The organism is Streptomyces sp. NPDC004658, assembly GCF_040609555.1.
Classification (GTDB): Bacteria; Actinomycetota; Actinomycetes; order Streptomycetales; family Streptomycetaceae; genus Streptomyces.
On sequence record NZ_JBEXKG010000058.1, the window covers coordinates 24,112 to 44,385 of the forward strand.

General features: G+C 73.0%; 18 protein-coding genes and 1 pseudogene. 10 read left to right on the top strand and 9 right to left on the bottom strand.

From position 1 onward, the window contains the following. The first annotated feature begins 15 nt into the window (after nucleotides 1-15). The 4 genes from ABZV94_RS20890 to ABZV94_RS20905 all read left to right on the top strand — a co-directional run bounded on the left by ABZV94_RS20890 (nucleotide 16) and on the right by ABZV94_RS20905 (nucleotide 4,219). Nucleotides 16-291 carry a ubiquitin-like small modifier protein 1 gene (locus ABZV94_RS20890; protein WP_208032903.1) on the top strand — a complete coding sequence of 92 codons (276 nt, stop codon included), beginning with the start codon at nucleotides 16-18 and terminating at the stop codon, nucleotides 289-291. A 449-nt stretch (nucleotides 292-740) separates the two neighbouring features. Then, a complete protein-coding gene (locus ABZV94_RS20895) occupies nucleotides 741-944 on the top strand; it encodes a cold-shock protein (RefSeq protein ID WP_004986573.1) in 204 nt (67 codons plus the stop codon). 298 nt (nucleotides 945-1,242) lie between these two features. Next, entirely contained in the window at nucleotides 1,243-2,865 is a 1,623-nt protein-coding gene (groL, locus tag ABZV94_RS20900; RefSeq protein WP_014673417.1) for a chaperonin GroEL, read from the top strand. Nucleotides 2,866-3,091: 226 nt separating this feature from the next. Then, the gene (locus tag ABZV94_RS20905; protein ID WP_356342217.1) at nucleotides 3,092-4,219 is read left to right on the top strand and encodes an NADH:flavin oxidoreductase; all 1,128 of its coding nucleotides are present in this window, start codon (nucleotides 3,092-3,094) and stop codon (nucleotides 4,217-4,219) included. A 28-nt stretch (nucleotides 4,220-4,247) separates the two neighbouring features. Here the strand turns inward: ABZV94_RS20905 and ABZV94_RS20910 are convergent, their stop codons facing one another. From ABZV94_RS20910 to ABZV94_RS20920, 3 genes are all read right to left on the bottom strand, one after another. Further along, nucleotides 4,248-4,820 (bottom strand): hypothetical protein, encoded by a 573-nt coding sequence (locus tag ABZV94_RS20910; protein ID WP_356342219.1) that lies wholly within the window; start codon nucleotides 4,818-4,820, stop codon nucleotides 4,248-4,250. 48 nt (nucleotides 4,821-4,868) lie between these two features. Beyond that, nucleotides 4,869-5,792 carry an N-acetylmuramic acid 6-phosphate etherase gene (gene murQ / locus ABZV94_RS20915; protein WP_356342221.1) on the bottom strand — a complete coding sequence of 308 codons (924 nt, stop codon included), beginning with the start codon at nucleotides 5,790-5,792 and terminating at the stop codon, nucleotides 4,869-4,871. Nucleotides 5,793-5,860: 68 nt separating this feature from the next. Then, nucleotides 5,861-6,766 (bottom strand): MurR/RpiR family transcriptional regulator, encoded by a 906-nt coding sequence (locus ABZV94_RS20920; RefSeq protein ID WP_356342223.1) that lies wholly within the window; start codon nucleotides 6,764-6,766, stop codon nucleotides 5,861-5,863. Nucleotides 6,767-6,821: 55 nt separating this feature from the next. Between ABZV94_RS20920 and ABZV94_RS20925 the strand changes: the two genes are divergently transcribed. Further along, nucleotides 6,822-7,205: a hypothetical protein gene (locus ABZV94_RS20925; protein WP_356342225.1), complete on the top strand. Its 384-nt coding sequence runs from the start codon at nucleotides 6,822-6,824 to the stop codon at nucleotides 7,203-7,205. A gap of 7 nt (nucleotides 7,206-7,212) precedes the next feature. Beyond that, on the top strand, nucleotides 7,213-7,488 hold the full coding sequence (locus ABZV94_RS20930) for a DUF4031 domain-containing protein (RefSeq protein ID WP_356342227.1): 276 nt from the start codon (nucleotides 7,213-7,215) through the stop codon (nucleotides 7,486-7,488). On the opposite strand, the gene ABZV94_RS20935 is transcribed toward ABZV94_RS20930, so the two are convergent. Continuing rightward, nucleotides 7,470-8,561: a GNAT family N-acetyltransferase gene (locus tag ABZV94_RS20935; protein ID WP_356342246.1), complete on the bottom strand. Its 1,092-nt coding sequence runs from the start codon at nucleotides 8,559-8,561 to the stop codon at nucleotides 7,470-7,472. The genes ABZV94_RS20930 and ABZV94_RS20935 overlap by 19 nt on opposite strands. A gap of 35 nt (nucleotides 8,562-8,596) precedes the next feature. Continuing rightward, a complete protein-coding gene (locus ABZV94_RS20940; RefSeq protein ID WP_356342228.1) occupies nucleotides 8,597-9,241 on the bottom strand; it encodes a hypothetical protein in 645 nt (214 codons plus the stop codon). 82 nt (nucleotides 9,242-9,323) lie between these two features. Between ABZV94_RS20940 and ABZV94_RS20945 the strand changes: the two genes are divergently transcribed. Next, the gene (locus ABZV94_RS20945) at nucleotides 9,324-10,031 is read left to right on the top strand and encodes a copper homeostasis protein CutC (protein WP_356342230.1); all 708 of its coding nucleotides are present in this window, start codon (nucleotides 9,324-9,326) and stop codon (nucleotides 10,029-10,031) included. A gap of 19 nt (nucleotides 10,032-10,050) precedes the next feature. On the opposite strand, the gene ABZV94_RS20950 is transcribed toward ABZV94_RS20945, so the two are convergent. Next, the gene (locus tag ABZV94_RS20950) at nucleotides 10,051-12,114 is read right to left on the bottom strand and encodes a UvrD-helicase domain-containing protein (protein ID WP_356342232.1); all 2,064 of its coding nucleotides are present in this window, start codon (nucleotides 12,112-12,114) and stop codon (nucleotides 10,051-10,053) included. Between the two features lie 314 nt (nucleotides 12,115-12,428). Between ABZV94_RS20950 and ABZV94_RS20955 the strand changes: the two genes are divergently transcribed. Both ABZV94_RS20955 and ABZV94_RS20960 read left to right on the top strand, forming a co-directional pair. Then, a complete protein-coding gene (locus ABZV94_RS20955; RefSeq protein WP_356342234.1) occupies nucleotides 12,429-12,611 on the top strand; it encodes a hypothetical protein in 183 nt (60 codons plus the stop codon). Nucleotides 12,612-12,644: 33 nt separating this feature from the next. Then, nucleotides 12,645-13,775 (top strand): glycosyltransferase 87 family protein, encoded by a 1,131-nt coding sequence (locus tag ABZV94_RS20960; protein ID WP_356342247.1) that lies wholly within the window; start codon nucleotides 12,645-12,647, stop codon nucleotides 13,773-13,775. A 21-nt stretch (nucleotides 13,776-13,796) separates the two neighbouring features. On the opposite strand, the gene ABZV94_RS20965 is transcribed toward ABZV94_RS20960, so the two are convergent. Then, nucleotides 13,797-15,812 (bottom strand): NAD-binding lipoprotein, encoded by a 2,016-nt coding sequence (locus ABZV94_RS20965; protein ID WP_356342236.1) that lies wholly within the window; start codon nucleotides 15,810-15,812, stop codon nucleotides 13,797-13,799. A 231-nt stretch (nucleotides 15,813-16,043) separates the two neighbouring features. Between ABZV94_RS20965 and ABZV94_RS20970 the strand changes: the two genes are divergently transcribed. After that, nucleotides 16,044-18,065 carry an FAD-dependent oxidoreductase gene (locus ABZV94_RS20970; protein ID WP_356342237.1) on the top strand — a complete coding sequence of 674 codons (2,022 nt, stop codon included), beginning with the start codon at nucleotides 16,044-16,046 and terminating at the stop codon, nucleotides 18,063-18,065. 10 nt (nucleotides 18,066-18,075) lie between these two features. Here the strand turns inward: ABZV94_RS20970 and ABZV94_RS20975 are convergent, their stop codons facing one another. Next, entirely contained in the window at nucleotides 18,076-19,719 is a 1,644-nt protein-coding gene (locus ABZV94_RS20975) for a DNA repair helicase XPB (protein WP_356342239.1), read from the bottom strand. Between the two features lie 134 nt (nucleotides 19,720-19,853). After that, nucleotides 19,854-20,201: pseudogene (locus ABZV94_RS20980) on the bottom strand (WYL domain-containing protein); the annotation flags it as partial. Nucleotides 20,202-20,274 lie beyond the last annotated feature (73 nt).

The window sequence follows — 20,274 nt, forward strand, 5'->3', positions numbered from 1 at the left end:
CGGAGGTCCCACCGCATGAGCGTGACCGTTCGCATCCCCACCATCCTGCGCACCTACACCGGCGGTCAGGCCGAGGTCGCCGCCGAGGGCGCCACGCTCGGCGAGGTCATCGCCGACCTGGAGAAGAACCACACGGGCATCGCCGCGCGCGTGCTGGACGACCAGGGCAAGCTGCGCCGGTTCGTCAACGTGTACGTCAACGACGACGACGTCCGCTTCGAGCAGGGCCTGGACACGGCGACCCCCGACGGCGCCGGCGTCTCGATCATCCCGGCCGTCGCCGGCGGCTGAGCCGAGGATCCGCGCGCTCATTACCATCGGTAATCTCGGTTACCGACCGTTCATCCGATTGCCCCCTCCGTGAGAGAAGCGGAGGGGGCAATTCTGTGTGATTGAGCGCGGTAGAGTTGGGGAACACGGCCGCGGCCTTCGGGTCGCGGGCCCTGGATTTCATGCCGCCCGCCCGACAAGAAGTAGCCAAAGTGTGCGGGTTCTCTGCGGCTTTTGTGGCTTTTATGGGGCCCGACTTGCCCTGAATTCGGGCGAATTCTCACCAGATTCCGGACCGCTCGCGTCCAGAATTCTCGTCCGATTGACCTGTTGCAGACGGCAGTTGGACAGATACATTCAGCCGCGGTCGACGCGTTCCGGCGCACGCCCCCGACCAGTTGGGGGGTGAGGTCTGACCCGGGTCCGCGAAGTGTGGATCTGTGCAAGGGCCAGTAATAGGGGAGTTAGGCATGGCTCAGGGCACCGTCAAGTGGTTCAACGCGGAGAAGGGGTACGGCTTCATCGCGGTCGACGGTGGTGCGGACGTCTTCGTCCACTACAGCGCGATTCAGATGGACGGCTACCGCACCCTGGAAGAGGGCCAGCGGGTCGAGTTCGAGATCTCGCAGGGCCAGAAGGGTCCGCAGGCCGACATGGTTCGCGTCACCGCCTGAACGTTTCTTGTCCGAAGGGCCCGCACCTCGCAGAGGGTGCGGGCCCTTCGCCGTGCCCGGTTCCGCTGTTCGCGTGCGGCTGACGCGGGCCTCCCACTCGCCGAGGCGCTTGCACTCGACCATGCCGAGTGCTAATCATTGGCGTTAGCACTCTGAAGGTGAGAGTGACAGCGAAGGACCGGGTCGGTGAGGCCCGCGGGCCGGGTGGGGCAAGGAACCACGAGGCCGGCGAGCCGTCCGTCGCGGGCGCGGGCGCGGTCCGAAGGAATCACCCCCAGTCCTGGAGGGACCACTTCACATGGCCAAGATCATCGCGTTCGACGAGGAGGCGCGGCGCGGCCTCGAGCGCGGCATGAACCAGCTCGCGGACGCCGTGAAGGTGACGCTGGGCCCCAAGGGCCGCAACGTCGTCCTCGAGAAGAAGTGGGGCGCCCCCACGATCACCAACGATGGTGTCTCCATCGCCAAGGAGATCGAGCTCGAGGACCCGTACGAGAAGATCGGCGCCGAGCTGGTCAAGGAAGTCGCCAAGAAGACGGACGACGTCGCCGGTGACGGTACGACCACCGCGACCGTGCTCGCCCAGGCCCTGGTCAAGGAGGGCCTGCGCAACGTCGCCGCCGGTGCCAACCCGATGGCTCTGAAGCGCGGTATCGAGAAGGCCGTCGAGGCCGTCTCCGCCGCCCTGCTGGAGCAGGCGAAGGACGTCGAGACCAAGGAGCAGATCGCCTCCACCGCGTCCATCTCCGCCGCCGACACCCAGATCGGCGAGCTGATCGCCGAGGCCATGGACAAGGTCGGCAAGGAAGGCGTCATCACCGTCGAGGAGAGCAACACCTTCGGTCTGGAGCTGGAGCTCACCGAGGGCATGCGCTTCGACAAGGGCTACATCTCCGCCTACTTCGCGACCGACATGGAGCGCATGGAGGCGGTGCTGGAGGACCCCTACATCCTCATCGCCAACTCCAAGATCTCCTCGGTCAAGGACCTGCTCCCGCTGCTGGAGAAGGTCATGCAGTCGGGCAAGCCGCTGCTGATCATCGCCGAGGACGTCGAGGGCGAGGCCCTGTCGACCCTGGTCGTCAACAAGATCCGCGGCACCTTCAAGTCCGTCGCCGTCAAGGCCCCGGGCTTCGGTGACCGCCGCAAGGCCATGCTCGGCGACATCGCCATCCTCACGGGCGGCGAGGTCATCTCCGAGGAGGTCGGCCTCAAGCTGGAGAACGCGACCCTGGACCTCCTGGGCCGCGCCCGCAAGGTCGTCATCACCAAGGACGAGACCACCATCGTCGACGGTGCCGGCTCCTCCGAGCAGGTCAACGGCCGTGTCAACCAGATCCGCGCCGAGATCGAGAACAGCGACTCCGACTACGACCGCGAGAAGCTGCAGGAGCGCCTGGCGAAGCTCGCCGGCGGTGTCGCGGTCATCAAGGCCGGTGCCGCCACCGAGGTGGAGCTCAAGGAGCGCAAGCACCGCATCGAGGACGCCGTCCGCAACGCGAAGGCGGCCGTCGAGGAGGGCATCGTCGCCGGTGGTGGCGTGGCCCTGCTGCAGGCCTCCCAGGTCTTCGAGAAGCTGGAGCTGGAGGGTGACGAGGCGACCGGCGCCAACGCCGTGCGCATCGCCCTGGAGGCCCCGCTGAAGCAGATCGCCGTCAACGCCGGCCTCGAGGGCGGCGTCGTGGTGGAGAAGGTGCGCAACCTGACCCCGGGCCACGGCCTGAACGCCGCGACCGGCGAGTACGTCGACCTGGTCGCCGAGGGCATCATCGACCCGGCGAAGGTGACCCGTTCCGCGCTGCAGAACGCCGCCTCCATCGCCGCGCTGTTCCTCACCACCGAGGCCGTCATCGCCGACAAGCCGGAGAAGGCCGCGGCCCCGGCCGGCGGCGGCATGCCGGGCGGTGACATGGACTTCTGATCGGCCTGACGGTCGGTCGCCTGTCCTGCGGACCGAGGGCGGCGCCCCCAGCCACCGGCTGGGGGCGCCGCCCTCGGCGTGTGCCGGGAGGGTGTCCGGTATCACGCGAGGGGTCGCGGGCCGGACGGGGACGCGGGCCGGTGGACGGTGTTTACTTAAGTGGCTGCAACAATGCGTGCGCACATACCAGCCGGTCCACCCCGTCGACTCACGAGGAGCCCCCCACGTGACCGTCACCACGCCTCCCGCCTCCCGCGCGGCCCGCGTCCTGTCCCGTCCGATCACGCTGAACGGCCTCACCGTGCCGAACCGGATCGTGATGGCGCCCATGACCCGCATGTTCTCCCCGGGCGGTGTCCCGGGCGAGGACGTGCGCTCCTACTACGCCCGCCGGGCCGCCGCCGGCGTCGGCCTCATCGTCACCGAGGGCACCTACGTGGGCCACCCGTCGGCCGGCCAGAGCGACCGCGTCCCGCGCTTCCACGGCGAGGAGCAGCTGGCGGGCTGGGCGAAGGTCGCCGAGGACGTGCACGCGGCCGGCGGCACCATCGTCCCGCAGCTGTGGCACATCGGCATGGTCCGCAAGCAGGGCGACGCCCCCTTCCCGGACGCGCCCGCCGTCGGCCCCTCCGGCCTGGTGACCGCCGGTGCCGAGCCCACCGGCAAGGCGATGACGCAGACGGACGTGGACGACGTCGTCGCCGCGTTCGCCGAGGCCGCTGCCGCCGCCGAGCGCATCGGCTTCGACGGCGTGGAGATCCACGGTGCCCACGGCTACCTGCTCGACCAGTTCCTGTGGGCGGGCACCAACCGCCGTACCGACGCCTACGGCGGCGACCCGGTGGCCCGCACCCGGTTCTCCGCCGAGATCGTGGCCGCCGTGCGCGCGGCGGTGTCGCCGGACTTCCCCATCCTCTTCCGCTACTCGCAGTGGAAGCAGCAGGACTACACCGCCCGGCTCGCCGAGACCCCCGAGGAGCTGGAGGCCATCCTGACCCCGCTCGCGGCGGCAGGCGTCGACGCCTTCCACGCCTCCACCCGCCGCTACTGGCTGCCCGAGTTCGACGGCTCCGACCTGAACCTGGCCGGCTGGACGAAGAAGATCACCGGCAAGCCCGTCATCACGGTCGGCTCGGTCGGCCTCGACGGCGACTTCATCAACGCCTTCCAGGGCGAGGGCTCCCCGGTCAAGGGCATCGACAACCTGCTGGACCGCCTGGAGGCCGACGAGTTCGACCTGGTGGCCGTCGGCCGCGCCCTGCTCCAGGACCCCGAGTGGGCGGCCAAGGTGCTCTCCGACCGGTTCGACGAGCTGAAGCCGTACGACGCGGCGGCGCTGAAGACCCTGAGCTGACCGCGGCTCCCGCGGGGGCCGCCGGCCGCTAGAGGTTGCCCATCGGCTCGATGTCGACCCGTACCGGCGTCCCCCACACCCGCAGCACCTCGTAGTCGGTGAACTCGTGCACGAGCCGGTACGCCATGGCGGGCCGGGACCCGCGCCGCTGGGCGGCGAGATACGCCTCCGCCTCGTGCCGGTCCCGTCGCGGCGTCCCGCACAGCTGCCACTCCTGGCCGTTCCACAGCTCCGGCAGCCACCGCTGCTGCGCCTGCGGCCGGTCACCGCGCACGCCGTAGCGGGACGGTGCGGTGCGGGCCGGCTCGCCCGGCCGGGGCCTGCCGCCCTGGAACTCCGACCGGCGGGCGGCCCGGCGCCGGGTCTCGCACAGCAGGCACAGGTCGGGCGCGCTCTCGTCCACGGGTCCCTGCGGGTGCTCGGGGCAGCGGGTGGCGGGCGCGGCGGTGGTGACGGTGTCGTCCAGCAGGTCGAGGGCCCGCCGCAGGTCGTCCTTGATCTCGTGCAGCCGGGCGTCCGGCGTGTCGGCGGTCAGGGCCTCCCCGTGCTCCCCGAGCAGCCGGAGAGCCCGTCCGAGGGCGGTGAGCTGGGCGTGGTTCATGTCGGTGGGTGCCTCCTCCCCTCCATGGTGCCCTGACCGCACGGCCCGTCAGCGTGCCGCGTGCGTCAGCGCCGTGCGCAGGTGCCCGCCGGACTCCTCCAGCAGGCGGGACGCCGTCGGGCCGTCGACGCCCGCGAGGAGGGTCAGGATCGCGTGCTTCACCTCGCCGCCGGTCTCCGTGAGGGCCTTGCCGATGTCGGCGTCGCTCGCGCCCGTGGCCAGGGCGACGATCCGGTGGGCGCGGGCCCGGAGCTTGTCGTTGGAGGCGCGCACGTCGACCATCAGGTTCCCGTACGTCTTGCCGAGCCGGATCATCGTGATCGTCGAGAGCATGTTCAGCACCAGCTTCTGGGCCGTGCCCGCCTTCAGCCGGGTGGAGCCGGTGAGCAGCTCCGGGCCCACCACGACCTCGATGGCGTGCTCGGCCGCGGCGGCCAGGGCGCTTCCCTCGTTGCAAGCCAGGCCGATGGTCAGCGCGCCGAGCGACCGGGCGTGCGCGACGGCGCCGACCGCGTACGGGGTGCGGCCGGAGGCGGAAACGCCGACCACGGTGTCGTCCGGGGTGAGCTTCAGCGCGTCCAGGTCCCGGCGGGCCAGCTCCTCGGAGTCCTCCGCGCCCTCGACGGAGGTGACCATGGCCGCGGGACCGCCCGCGATCAGGCCGACGACCTGGTCGGGCCCGGTGCCGAAGGTGGGCGGGCACTCGGAGGCGTCCAGCACGCCCAGCCGGCCGGCGGTCCCGGCCCCGGCGTAGACGAGCCGCCCGCCCCGGCCCATGCGTGCGGCGACCGCGTCGACGGCGGCGGCGATCCGCGGCAGCTGCGTCGCCACGGCGGCGGGTACGCCCGCGTCCTCGCCGTTCATCAGCCGGGCGATGTCGAGGGTGGGCAACCGGTCGATCTCGGCGAGTTCCGGACGGAAGGCCTCGGTGGTCAGTGAGGCCAGCTGGTCGCGCAGGTCATGAGAGGTCATAGGGGGCGGCTCTCTCCGGTGACGGTGATGGGGGGTGGTGAACCTTCCTGCCGGCTCCTTCCTACCCTCTATCGCGAACCGCTCCGGTGCCGATGAGCCAACGCCTCGTAGGAGGCGGCCAGCGCGGGCGCCGCCGTCTCGTACGTCCGCTGCGCCACCCCCACGAACAGGCAGTCCACCACCAGCAGCTGACTCGTCCGGGAGGACATCGCGGCGGGCCGCAGCTCCGTCTCCCGTGACGTCGACGTCGTCAGCACCAGGTCGGCGTACTGCGTGACCGGCGAGTTCGGCCGCCCGGTGATGGCCACCGTCGTCGCCCCGCGCTCGAAGGCCGCCCGGAGCGGCTCGATGACGTCCCCCGTCGACCCGGAGTGCGTGATCGCGAGGGCCACGTCACCCGAACGGAGCTGTACGGCGTTGGTCACCGCGAGATGCGGGTCGCTGTGCGCGTGGGCTATGAGCCCTATCCGCAGCAGCTTCTGGGTCAGGTCCTGGGCGACGAGCCCGGACGCCCCTATGCCGTACACGTCGGTGCGCCGGGCGGCGGCCAGCGCGGTGACGGCCGCGCCCAGCTGGGCGGTGTCGAGTCCGGCGGCGGTGTCGGCGAGGGTCTGCTGCTCCTCGTAGGCGAGCTTGGCGACGACGTCGGCGATGGGATCGTCCACCGCGATGTCCGTCGTGATCGCGGGTGCGCGCCCGGACTGCTGCTGGGCGGCGAGTCCGGCGAGGGCGAGCCGCAGATCGCGGTAACCCGGATAGCCGAGCAGCCGGGCGGTGCGGACGACCGTCGCCTCGCTGGTGCCGGTGAGTTCGGCGAGGCCCGTGACGGTGAGGGCGGCGCAGCCGGCCGGGTCACCGGCGACGGCCTCGGCGACGCGCTGCATGGACCGGGTCATGGACGGCGCGAGCGTGCGCACCTTGGCGGCGAGGGATCCACCCGGGCTGCCGAAAATTTCCTTCACGTCCTGGGTCACACCTGAAAGATATTTTCGGTTCGGTGTCGCGGTCAAGAGTGCGCACAATGGGGGCATGGACCCCATCAGCCCCCTGGAGCAGTCACTGCATGCCGCCCGCGCCCGCGTGCTCGCGGATCTCGTCGCGGGCGAGGTCGCGGAGGCCGACGTGGTCTCGCTGGTGGAGGACTCCATCGCCCAGCGGCGCTGGTGGGTCGAGCAGTGGCCGGACGGCGCGTCCTTCGTGGCCGGACTGGTCGCCCAGGACGTGCAGGACGCGCTGCTGGAGCGGTACGGCCGCTGGCCGCTGTGCCCGGTCTGCGGCTCCGGCGACCCGCACGCGCTGGACGTGGAGCCGGAACTGGGCCCCGATCCGCACTGGGTGTGCCACAAGGCCGGCGTGAAGGTCGCCTCGGTGGGCTCGCTGGGGTCGGCCCTGCGCGGGACGACGTCCTCATGAGGCGCCGGTGACCCTCTACATCGACCCGCCGACCTGGCCCGGCCACGGGCGCATGTGGTCGCACCTGGTCAGCGACGTTTCGTACGACGAACTCCACCTGTTCGCCGAGCAACTGGGCATGCCCCGCCGGGCCTTCGACAGCGACCACTACGACGTCCCCTCCCACCGCTACGCGGACGCGGTGGCGGCCGGCGCGGTGCAGGTCAGCAGCCGCGAGGTGGTCCGCCTGCTGTGCTCCGCGGGCCTGCGCAGGCGCAAGGGGCGTCAGGCCCGGCGCACGTAGAGCCGGAGCCCGGTCTCCATGTCGTGCTCGTCCCGGGCGGTGCGCTCCTCCTCCACGGTCGCCCGGGTGAAGCCCGCCCGGGTCACCACCCGCTGGGAGGGCAGGTTGGCCGGTTCGATCGTGGCGATGACCGTGTCGACGTCGTCCCGGGCCAGCGCCCACTCGGTCAGGGCGCGCAGCGCCTCGGTCGCGTAGCCGTGGCCGCGGGCGCTTCCGACCAGGTCGTAGCCGATCTCCACCCGGCGCTCGTCGTCCGGGGCGCCGTGGAAGCCCATGCCGCCCACCGCCCGGCCGTCCTCGGTGCGCACGAGGGCGAAGACCCCGAACTCCGGTCGGTGCACCCCGGCTTCGTACGCCTTCATCAGATGGGAGCAGGCCTCCCGGGTGCCCTCGTAGGGGCCGTCGTCCAGCCAGTCGAAGCCGCCGTCGCCGCCGAGGGCCAGATCGCGGGCGGCGGCCGGGCGGATGCCGGTGAGGGTGACGCGTCCGGCCGGGAGGACGAGGTTGTTGTACCAGGTCCAGTCGGTGACCGGGGCGCGGCCGGGCAGCTCGCCGCGGCCAGTCGCCCACAGCAGTGTCGGCCAGGGCGCGGGGCCGGGCTGGACGTGCGGGAAGAGCCAGGTCAGAACGGATTCGGCGAGGTCGGCGGGCGGTTCGTAGGGCAGGCCGAGGCCCCGGGCGATGTCATGGGTGTGCAGCAGGGCCTCGGCCACGCCCATCGCCGCGAAGCCCTCGCGGTCGGCGCTGCCGAAGTGGACGGGGTGGAAGGCGCGGACGCCGGGCGGGGCGGTGCGCACGGCGGCGGCCAGCAGGGCACCGGTGGCCTCGATCACCTGGAGCAGACCGGCGTTGTCGGTGCCCTCGGGCAGGGCGATGCGCAGCGGGAGGCGGTCCTGGGCGCGTCCGGCGAGGCGGCTCGCGTACGCGGCGAAGTCCTCGGCGATGTGGAAGGCCGTGGTGCGGCAACTCCATTCCAGGCCGGCCGCGTTCACCGCCTCCCAGTCCCGGTCCAGCGCCCCGCGCAGTGCCGCCGTGCAGCTCGCGACGGCTGCCTCCACCTGATCCCCGCTCATCGTCCGCATGCGCGCACAGTACGGCGGGGGCGCGCTCAGGTCGACAGCATTTCCAGCTCGGAGGTGAGGTTGTAGCGGGCGGTGGCCTCCCAGTGCTCCTGGCCGTACGGGGTGCGGTACAGCCGTGGCAGGGCGAGGAGTTGGCGCAGGATCGCCGAACGGCCCTCCCGGAAGGCGTCGCCCGGCACGAAGTGGTACTCCTCGCGGACCTCGGCGGTGTAGACGGCGTACGCGGACGGGGGCGCGGCGAGGATCGCGAGGTCGGCGTCGCACAGCACCTGTCCGTCGCGGTCGTCGTCGGCGGGGTCGTGGGTGACGGTGAGCCGGACCAGCCGGGCCACCTCGGCCGTCCTCGCCTCCGGCACACCGGCCTCGGACAGGGCCCGCTCGGCCAGCCGGGCGGACCGCTCCTCGTTCTCCGACCGCTCGGGGAGGTAGACGGCGTCGTGGAACCAGGCGGCCAGACGGACCACGTCCGGGTCGGCCGCGTACCGCGCCAGCACGTCGACGTGGTCGAGCACGGCGGTGAGGTGGGCCACCGTGTGGTAGCGGCGCTGCGGTTCCCGCCAGCGGGCGAGCAGGTTGTCGGCGTAGGGGGCGGGGTCGGGACCGCCGCCGGGGCCGCGCGCTGCTTCCAGGGCGCGGGCGAAACGGAGGCGCAGGGCGTCGAGGTCGGCCATGGCCCCATTCTGTCCGGTGGCGGCCCCGGGCAGGCGTACTCTTGAATTGGACTAGACCTGTAGCGCGGAGGAATGGGGTGCCATGAGCAAGCGTGCAGTCCTGGAGGTGATCGCCCTCGACGTCGAGGACGCGGTCGCCGCCCAGGCCGGAGGCGCGGACCGGCTGGAGCTGGTCACCGAGATGGCGGCCGACGGGCTCACCCCCGCGCCCGCCACCGTCGCCGCGATCCGCGCCGCCGTCGACCTCGACCTGCGCGTGATGCTCCGCCTCGCCGACGGCTTCGCGGCCGGTGACCTGGACCGGCTGATCGGCGTGGCCGACGAACTGCGGCAGGCCGGCGCCGACCAGTTCGTGCTCGGCTTCCTCGCCATGGACGGAGGTGTCGACCTGGGTGCGGTGGAACGGGTCGTCGACGCGCTCGACGGCTGCCGCTGGACCTTCCACCGGGCGATCGACCGGGCCGCCGACCGGGACGCCCTGCGCAAGCAGCTCGTCGACCTTCCGGGCCTGGACACCTACCTCACCGCCGGCTCCGCCGCGGGCGTGGACGACGGCCTGCCCACCCTGCTCGCCGAGGCCGCGCACGACGGCGAACCCGGGTACGAGCCGCAGATCATGGTCGGCGGCGGACTGCGCCTCGACCATGTCGCCCGGCTCCGCGCGGGCGGGATCGAGGCGTTCCACATCGGCGGCGCGGCCCGCCCCGACGGCTGGCAGGGCCCGGTCTCGGCGGACGCGGTCGCCCAGTGGCGCACGGCCCTGGACGGCGACGCCGGCCAGGGCTCCTGAGCAGACGCCGCCCGGGCGCCTACGCGGCGAGCTGCGGCGGCAGCGGTGCCGCGTGCGTCACGATCAGGCCCGACACCGCCCGGGTCAGCGCCACGTACAGGCGCCGCAGGCCCGTGCGCTCGTCCGGCTCGCCGTCCACCACGGCCCGCGGCTCGTCCAGGACCACGTAGTCGTACTCCAGACCCTTGGCGAGCGAGGCCGGAACGAGGGTCAGCCGGGTCTCGCGGGTGGTCTCCTCGCCGGGGGCCAGATACGGGATGCCCGCCGCCGTCAGGGCCTCGGCCAGCGCCGGGACGCGGGCGTCGGCGGCGATCAGACCGGTCGAGCCCTCGTTGCGCAGCAGCTCCGCGCACGCCGCGACGACGTCGGCCGCCCCCGTGGCCGTGCGGACCTTGAAGAACCCCGGGTTCTCCCGGACGGAGGCGACCGGGGTGAGGCCGGGCGCGATGTGCGGCAGCAGCCGGGAGGCGTACGCGATCACGTCCGTCGGCACGCGGAAACCGGCCGTCAGCTCCTCGACGGCCCCGTCCGGCTTGCCGAGGTGGGCCAGCGCCTCCGCCCAGCTCCGGGTCGCCCAGGGGGTCGTCCCCTGCGCGAGGTCGCCCAGCACGGTCGCGCTGCCGGTGGTGCAGCGGCGGCCGACGGCCCGGTACTGCATGGGGGAGAGGTCCTGCGCCTCGTCCAGGACGACATGGCCGAGCGAGTGCGTGCGCTGGATCAGATCCGCCGCCTCGTCGATCAGCACGGCGTCCGCGGGCGACCACCTGGCCGACTTCACGCTGCGCACCGGCCTGGCCCACAGGATCGTCTTCTGCTCGTCCCCGTCCAGGAGCCCGTCCGCGTGCTCGGCGAGGAACTCCGCGTCGGTGAGCAGCCGCAGCACCAGCTTGGCCGGATCGACGGCCGGCCAGATCGCCTTCACGGCCGCCTTCACCGCGCTGTTGCGGGCGACCGCGTCCTGCACCCGGTCGTCCGGGGCCTCCCCGGCCCGCTCCATCTGCACCAGCACCGCGTGCGCGATGCGCTGCGGCAGCGCCTCGCGGGCCGCGCCGTAGCGGATGTCCCGGTCCAGCAACTGCCGGACGATCTCCTCCAGTTCGTACGCCGGCACCCGCCAGCGCCGGGAGCCGCGCACGACCACCACCGGCTCGGTGGGCAAGGTCACGTGGGAGTACAGCGCGCGCCGGAGAACCTCGGCCATCCGGGCGTCGCCCTTGACGATCGCGGCGGCGGCGTCGTCCGTGCCGCGCACCTCCACCTGCGCGACCAGGTCGTCCACGGTCGCCTGCCGCACGCTCAGCTCTCCCAGCGCCGGCAGGACCTGCTCGATGTAGTGCAGGAAGGACCTGTTCGGCCCGATGACCAGCGTGCCGGTGCGGGCCAGCCGCTCCCGGTGGGCGTAGAGCAGGTACGCGACGCGGTGCAGGCCGACGGCGGTCTTCCCGGTGCCCGGACCTCCCTGTACGCAGACCGTGCCGCCGAGTCCGCTGCGGACGATCTCGTCCTGCTCGGGCTGGATGGTGGCGACGATGTCCCGCATCGGGCCGACGCGGGGCCGTTCGATCTCCTGCTGGAGCAGCTTGCTGGTGGTGGCGGCCCCCGACGGGTCTCCCGGGTCGGAGAGGTGCTCGTCCTCGTAGGCCGTCAGGTCGCCGCCGGTGTACCCGAAGCGGCGGCGCAGCGCGATGTCCATGGGGTCCTTCTTGGACGCCCGGTAGAACGGCTGCGAGACCGGTGCGCGCCAGTCGATGACCATGGGGTCGCCGTCGGCGTCGTGGACGTGCCGCCGCCCGATGTAGAACCGCTCGCCCCCGGCGCCCTCGGCCTGCTCGGCGCCCGGGGCGTGCAGGTAGTCGAGCCGGCCGAAGAACAGCGGAGTGTCGCTGAGGTCGGCCAGCGCCTTGATGCGCTCGTCGATCTGGCGGGAGAGCACGGCGGCGTTGACCCAGTTCGCGGTGACGTCGCCGATGTCGAGTGCCTCCACGTCCTCCCGCATGGCGCGCAGGGCGGCACGGGACGCGGCGAGGTGGGAGCGCTCTCGGGCGAGGGGGTCGTCGAGCGGGTCGTGGGCGGGCGTGGACAAGGCGGTGCCTCCGGTGGGCCTGCTGCGTGGGCTACGACGGTGCCGCCCGGTTTCCGGCCGGGCGACGGCACTCCGTGGGGGAGGCGGGCAAGAGCGGAGATTTTAGGTGAGGAGGCCGGGTGGGGGCCACCGCGTTTTTTCCGGCCCGGCGCCCGCCGGACCCGGCCGCCGGCGTGTCTCCCCTGGCCCGCCCCCTAGGGGACAGGGGGTCCCGGGGGCGGGGGCGGGGTCCACCCGGAGGTCTACGCGGGGCCGTCCGGGACTGGACCCGCAGGCCGATGCGGGCGGGGGGTCCGGCGTTCCACCACGGAGACATGAGCGCAGCAAGCATCACCCCGACCCCCGTCCGGCCACCGTCCGGCGCCACGGCCCTCGACGGCCTCCACCGTCACCTGCTGGGCAACGCCCTGCGCGCCGTGAAGGTGTTCCTCGAGGCGGCCTTCAGCGTCGTCATCCTCGGCGAGTACGGCGAGGAAGCGGGCATACGCCGCAAGTGACGGCATAGGGTCGCGTCCGTGCGGAAACGGACGTTGACGCCCTCCTGCCCTGCCCTGCTCCTCCTCGCCCTCTCCCTCGCCGCCTTCGTCACCCTGTGCGTCCTGCGCGGCGCACCCATGGCCGATCTCCTCGTCTACCGGGCCGAGGGCGCGGCCGTGGCCCACGGCACCGACCTGTACGGCTTCACGGTCACCCGGTGGCACCTCCCGGCGACCTACCCGCCGTTCGCGGCGATCCTGTTCGTCCCCGCGGTCTGGCTCCCGGTCCCGGCCCTGAAGGCGCTCTTCCTCGCGGGCAACGCGCTCCTGCTCGCCACCCTGGCCGCCCTCTCCGCCCGCATGGCCTCCCGCCCGCTTCCGCCGACCCTGCTCTGCACGGCCACGGCCCTCGCCCTGTGGCTGGAACCGGTCTTCCAGACACTGCTGTTCGGGCAGATCAACCTGGCCCTCGCCTGCCTCGTCCTGTGGGACCTGACCCGCCCGGCCGGCGCCCGCGCCAAGGGCCTGGCCCTCGGCATGGCGGCCGGTATCAAGCTCACCCCGGCCGTGTTCGTGGCGTACCTGCTCCTGCGGGGCCGGGTGCGGGAGGCGGCGACGGCGGGGGCGGCCTTCGCGGGGACGGTCGCGCTCGGTGCCGCCCTGCTTCCCGGGGCGAGCGTGGACTTCTGGACCCGGCGGCTGTTCGAGACCGGCCGGGTGGGCAAGGCGTGGATCGTGGACAACCAGTCCCTGCGGGGGCTGGTCGCCCGGGCGCTGGGCGACCCGGCGCCCGGACTCGCCTGGGCGCTCCCGGCGGCGGTGGTCGCCGTGGTGGGCCTCGGGCTGGCCGCCCGGGCCCGCCGGGAGAGCCACGGCATCCTGCTGACCGCGTGCACGGCCCTGCTGGTGTGCCCGATCAGCTGGACCCACCACTGGGTGTGGTGCGTGCCGCTGCTCGCCGTGCTGCTGGCGGAGGGCCGCACCCGTACGGCCGTCCTGGTGGCGCTCGTCTTCACCGCCCGCACGATGTGGCTGGTGCCCCACGAGGGCGCCCGGGACCTGGAACTGCCGTGGTGGCAGCAGCCGTTGGCGGCCGCCTACCCCCTCCTGGCGCTGGGGCTGCTGATCTCGTACGACAGTGTGGCCGGCCGCCGTGCACCGGCCCCGGCGTCAAGTCCCGGGTGAGCAGCCGGCCACCGGCCGCCGTCACCGCGTCGGCGGGTCCGCCCCGTCCCCGGTCCGGGCGTCCCCTCCGAGGCGGTCGCCGCGGTCGGCGCCGTCGTGCCGTTCGTGTCGCGGATCGCGGCTTCGCGGAACGCTCCGGCTCGCGTGGCCGTCGCCGGCGATGACGACCACCTCGTCCCCGGTGGTCCAGCGCCGGCGGTCGGCCTTGGGCGGGTTGACGCGCAGCCCGTAGCCGGGGGCGCGGCCGGCGTCGGCGTGGCCGCGGTAACCGATGGCGCACTCGCCCCGGTCGCGCGCCGCGGCGACGACGGTGGCGAAGGACGCCTCCTGGCCGGGCAGGACGTAGTCGGCGGCCGACCGCAGGTGGATCTGGGTGCCGCCGGCGGAGAACAGCTCGTCGAACACCGCCGCCAGGTGACGGTTCTGGGAGATCTGGGCCATCAGCAGCCCGATGAGCTTGCCGCTGATGATCACGTCGGCTCCGGGGCCGAGCGGTGCGAGGGGCCGGTTGCCGTCGTCGGTCAGTTCGGTGACCACCGGCAGCTCCCGGCCGATCCGCTGTTCGAGGTGGCGCAGCACGAGCAGGGTGACGAGCGTGCGGTTGTCCGGCTCCTCCGGGGACTCGCCGGGCCGCGGCTCCTGACCGAGCACGACGACACTGTCGTAGGAGGCGATGTCCAGGCCGCTCAGTGTCTCCGGCCGGGTGGTGTCGCCCCTGCGGTGCACGCACGTCCAGCCGGCGTCGCCGGTGTCGCACGCCGTCCGCACGGTCGTCTCGTCCTCGTCCGCCACCACGTCGGCGACGGAGCCCGGTGGCGCGTTGCGGCCCCATTCCCGGAGGATGAGCGGCGCCCGGCGGTTCCAGCCCAGCACCAGCACGCGCTCCGGCCGTGTGCCGCGCGGCCGTGGGCCCGCCATGAGCCGCTCCTCGACGAGCCCCGTGCAGTCGGCCAGTTCGGCGGTGTCGTCGTCGGCGGCGATGACGATGATCCGGTCGTCGGGCCCGACCACCGTGCGCGCCGGCGGGTTCAGCCAGGGCACACCGTCGCGGATCAGCCCGACCGCGCTCGCGTTGCCGTAGGAGAGCAGCACGTCACCGAAGTCGCGGCCGACCAGCGACGGGTGTGAGGCCGGGTAGAACTCGTCCCCGGCGAAGTCGAGCAGCTCGCGGTGGACGAGGGACAGCCCCGGGCGGCGTGCGGCCTGGGCGATGAGCCGCGCGGTGACCGTGTCGCTCTCCACGACGATGCCGTGCTCTCCCGCGGCCAGGCGGGCCGCCAGCAGGTAGCCGCTGTCCCGGACCGCGGCCACGACGGGCGCGGTGGCGCCGTCCCCGGACTGCGTCGCCCGCAGGGCCAGCAGGGTCTTGACCACGTCGGCGTCGCCGCGCGCGTCGTCGGGCGGCAGCACGAGCACCGAGTGGGCCGTGGCCGGACTGGTCAGCGCGAGCACGGCCGGATCGGTCGACGGCCCGCTGCGGCAGATCAGACGGGTGCGGCCGGTGGGACCCACCTTGCTGTACAGGGCCTCCTCCATGGCCGTCTTGTCCCGGTCGGCCAGGACGGCCACGGCCGAGCCCCGCTGGTTGGCGCCCGCCGCGACCAGTTCGCTCACCACCGTGAACACCTGCTCCGACCAGCCGAGGACCACCACGTGGCCGTGCTCCAGGAGCGTGGAGCGCCCTCGCCGCAGGGCGATGAGGCGCTCGGTCAGCCCGGTCGTGATGAGACCGACGAGGGTCGAGACGTACACCAGGGCGACGAGGGCCAGCAGCACCGACAGCAGCACCCGTAACGGGGTGCCGGTGGTGCCGCCCAGCCGCAGCGTCTCCCCGGTCAGGCGCCAGACCCGCGCCAGTTTCCCGGAAAAGGTGGCGGGGGCGTGCGGAGCCGTCCACACCAGCACCGCGCTCGCGGGGACGACGAGGGCCAGGCAGACCACCACCAGCCAGCCGACCAGGGCCGAGGTCCCGCGCGCCAGGGTCGTGTCGAACCAGTACCGCGCTCGGGCACCCACCCCGGGACGCCGCTGTTCCACCTTGTTCCCCCTCCGCGCACGGGTCTGTAGGGGGCAGTGTCCTGACCCGGAACCCCGCGGCGCGTGAGACGGGGCGCGATTCATCCCTTCGCCGTAATCGGGTGCGACGGACCACCTCACCGCGCCTCCGCGCACCCGGGCGGAACCGGTTTGAACGGCGCGTTTCCCTCGTCCGTGGCAATTCACCGCGACCCGGGGCGCGCCGGCCGGGCGGACCAGTAGAAGTTCGCCATGACCGAAGATCACCAGGTGGACGCCGGCAACGGCGGCCTGACCAGGCGTACGCTCACGGCCGCCGCCGGCACGACCACCGCGGCCACCCTCCTCGGCACGGGCAGCGCGGCGGCCGTGCCCGCCCCGGCACCCCCTCGGGCCCCCGCCCCGGCGGCCCCCTCCCGCGCGCGCGGCGCGGACTTCGACCGCTGCCTCGCCGCCGCACGGGCCCTGCTCGTCGTGGACTCCGCGGACCGGCCCCTCGTCCCCGGCTACCGGCGGGTGCTCAAGGACGGTCTGCCGCGGCGGCGGGCGGGCGGGCCCAGGAACGTCCTCGTCATCGGGGCGGGCCCGGCCGGTCTCGTCACGGCCTGGCTGCTGCTGCGGGCCGGACACCGTGTGACCGTCCTGGAGGCCAACGGCAACCGGGCGGGCGGACGCATCAAGACCTTCCGCCACGGCGGCCACGAGAAGGCGGCGCAGCCCTTCGCCGACCCCCGCCAGTACGCCGAGGCCGGCGCGATGCGGCTGCCCGGCAGCCACCCGCTCGTGATGGACCTCATCGGCCAACTGGGCCTGAAAAAACGGCCGTTCTACTACGTCGACGTCGACGCGGACGGCCGTCCGGCCTCCCACACCTGGATCCACGTCAACGGCATCCGCATGCGGCGCGCCGACTACGCCCGCGCGCCCCGGCGCATCAACCGCTCCTTCGGCGTCCCGCGCGCCCACTGGGACACCCCGGCCGCGGCCATCCTGCGCTCGGTCCTCGACCCGGTGCGCGACGAGTTCAGCACGGTCGGCCCGGACGGCAAGCGCGTCGACAAGCCGCTGCCCGAACGGGTGCAGGGCTGGGCCAGGGTGATCCAGCGCTTCGGCGACTGGTCGATGTTCCGCTTCCTGACCGAGCACGCGGGCCTGGACGAGCGGACGGTCGACCTCGTCGGCACGGTCGAGAACCTCACCTCACGGCTGCCCCTGTCCTTCGTCCACAGCTTCATCGGCTCGTCCCTGATCAGCCCGGACACGACGTTCTGGGAGCTGGAGGGCGGCACGGCCGTCCTGCCGGACGCGCTGCTCGCCAAGGTCCGCGGGGCCGTGCGGTTCGACCGGCGGGTCACGCGGATCGAGTACCACGACCCCGACCGCGCCGGCGGCGACAGCGCGCCCCACGTCCACGCCGAGGGACCCCGCGTATGGGTGGACACCGTCTCGGAGGGCCGAGGGGGACCGGTCGTGCGGGAGCAGTTCACCGCCGACGCGGCCGTGGTCACCGTGCCGTTCTCCGGCCTGCGGCACGTGCAGATCAGCCCGCTGATGTCGTACACCAAGCGGCGCGCGATCACCGAACTGCACTACGACTGCGCGACCAAGGTGCTGCTGGAGTTCAGCCGCCGCTGGTGGGAGTTCGACGAGTCCGACTGGAAGCGGGAGCTGCACCGCATCGACCCCGGCCTCTACGACGCCTACCGCACCGGCCGCACCCCCGGCGACGGCCGTCTGCTGGGCGCGCACCCCTCCGTCCCGCGCGGACACATCACCCCCGGCCAGCGCGTGCACTACGCCGCCAACCGCGCCGTCGGCCGCGACCAGCCGGAAGCGGCCGACGTCATCGGCGGCGGCTCGGTGTCGGACAACGCCAACCGCTTCATGTACCACCCGTCCCACCCGGTCCCCGGCAGCGCGGGCGGGGTGGTCCTGGCCTCCTACAGCTGGGCGGACGACGCCCTGCGCTGGGACTCCCTCGACGACGACGCCCGCTACCCGCACGCCCTGTGCGGCCTCCAGGAGGTCTACGGCCAGCGGATCGAGGTCTTCTACACCGGCGCGGGCCGCACCCAGAGCTGGCTGCGCGACCCCTACGCCTACGGTGAGGCGTCCGTCCTCCTGCCCGGCCAGCACACGGAACTGCTCCCGTCCATCCCGGCCCCCGAGGGCCCCCTGCACTTCGCGGGCGACCACACCTCCGTCAAGCCGGCGTGGATCGAGGGGGCCCTGGAATCCGCCGTGCGCGCCGCCCTGGAGGTGCACACGGCGTGAACGGCAGGCCCTAGCTGTCGGCCAGGATCTCGTCCGCGTCCACGATCCGGTAGGCGTACCCCTGCTCGGCCAGGAAGCGCTGCCGGTGGGCGGCGAAGTCCTGGTCGATGGTGTCGCGGGCGACGACCGAGTAGAAGTGGGCCTGGTGGCCGTCGGCCTTGGGACGCAGCACCCGGCCGAGCCGCTGGGCCTCCTCCTGCCGGGAGCCGAAGGTGCCGGACACCTGGATGGCGACCGTGGCCTCGGGCAGGTCGATGGAGAAGTTGGCGACCTTCGACACCACCAGCACGCTGATCTCGCCCTCGCGGAACGCGTCGAAGAGCTTCTCGCGCTGCGCGTTGGAGGTCTCGCCCTTGATCACCGGGGCGTTCAGGTGCTCGCCCAGCTCGTCCAGCTGGTCGATGTACTGCCCGATGACGAGGATCTGCTGCCCGGCGAACCGGCGGACGATCGCCTCGGTGACCTTCCGCTTGGTCTCCGTCGTGGCGCAGAACCGGTACTTCTCCTCCGTCTCGGCCGTCGCGTACGCCAGCCGCTCGGAGTCGGTCAGGTTGACCCGGACCTCGACGCAGTCGGCGGGCGCGATGTACCCCTGCGCCTCGATCTCCTTCCAGGGCGCGTCGAACCGCTTGGGCCCGATGAGGGAGAACACGTCCGACTCGCGGCCGTCCTCGCGCACCAGGGTGGCCGTGAGCCCGAGCCGCCGCCGCGCCTGGAGATCGGCGGTGAACTTGAAGACGGGCGCGGGCAGCAGGTGCACCTCGTCGTAGACGATCAGGCCCCAGTCCCGGGAGTCGAACAGCTCCAGGTGCGGGTAGACGCCCTTCCGCTTGGTCGTCAGCACCTGGTAGGTGGCGATGGTGACGGGCCGGATCTCCTTCCTCGTCCCGCTGTACTCGCCGATCTCGTCCTCGGTCAGCGAGGTCCGCTTCACCAGCTCGTGCTTCCACTGCCGGGCGGAGACGGTGTTGGTGACGAGGATCAGCGTGGTCGACTTCGCCTGGGCCATGGACCCGGCCCCCACCAGCGTCTTCCCGGCGCCGCAGGGCAGCACGACGACGCCGCTGCCGCCGTGCCAGAAGTTCTCCACGGCCTGCTTCTGGTACGGCCGGAGCGCCCAGCCGTCCTCCAGCAGCTCGATCGGGTGCGCCTCACCGTCGACGTACCCGGCGAGGTCCTCGGCTGGCCAGCCCAGCTTCAGCAGCGTCTGCTTGATCTGCCCGCGCTCGGAGGGGTGCACGGCCACGGTGTCCGGGTCGATCCGGGCGCCGACCAGCGGGGCGATCCGCTTGGACTTCAGCACCTCTTCCAGCACCGGCCGGTCGGTGGTGGTCAGGACGAGCCCGTGCGCGGGGTGCTTGCTGAGGGTGAGGCGGCCGTAGCGGTCCATCGTCTCGGCGATGTCCACGAGCAGCGCGTGCGGCACGGGGTAGCGGCTGTACTGCACCAGGGCGTCCACGACCTGCTCGGCGTCGTGCCCGGCGGCGCGCGCGTTCCACAGGCCCAGCGGGGTGACCCGGTAGGTGTGGATGTGCTCGGGTGCCCGCTCCAGCTCGGCGAAGGGCGCGATGGCCCGCCGGCAGTCGTCGGCCCGCTCGTGGTCGACTTCCAGGAGCAGGGTCTTGTCGGACTGGACGATCAGCGGACCATTCACGCGCGGCACACCCTTTCCATGACGGCCAAACGTCCAGTGTGCCTCATGCGGCCGGAAGGGCTCCAGGGTCGCAAGATCGGCGGCGAGGCGCGGTGCCAGGACCCGCGAGCCCGGCCTGAGCCGAACGAGAGGCCCTAGGGACGGTCCCGGTCGTCCGCCAGTTCCGCGACTCCGGTGATCCGGTGCAGCGGGAACGTGCGTACCTCGTCCGCCGTGTGGTCGTACGCCGTCACGAAGCCGCCCTCGACCCGGATGGGGGCGATGACCCGCTGGCTGGCGGCGCCCTCGGCGTTGACGTAGCCGATCCACACCGAGTCGCCGGTCAGGACGGCGGCCTGCATGGTGGCCAGGGTCTCGGCGGCGGAGGTGCGGGGCAGCTCGCCGCCCGCCAGGGGCTCGCCGGCGGCCTTGCGCGGGGTGGTGGCGGCCAGGTCACCGGCCCGGATCGCGCGGATGGCCGCCGCGAGCAGCGTGGCGTCGGGCGAGGTGGTCGTCCTCGTCGTCGGAGATCACGCGGACGGCCTTGCCGATCTCCGGGTGGTCGGCGACGTGCTT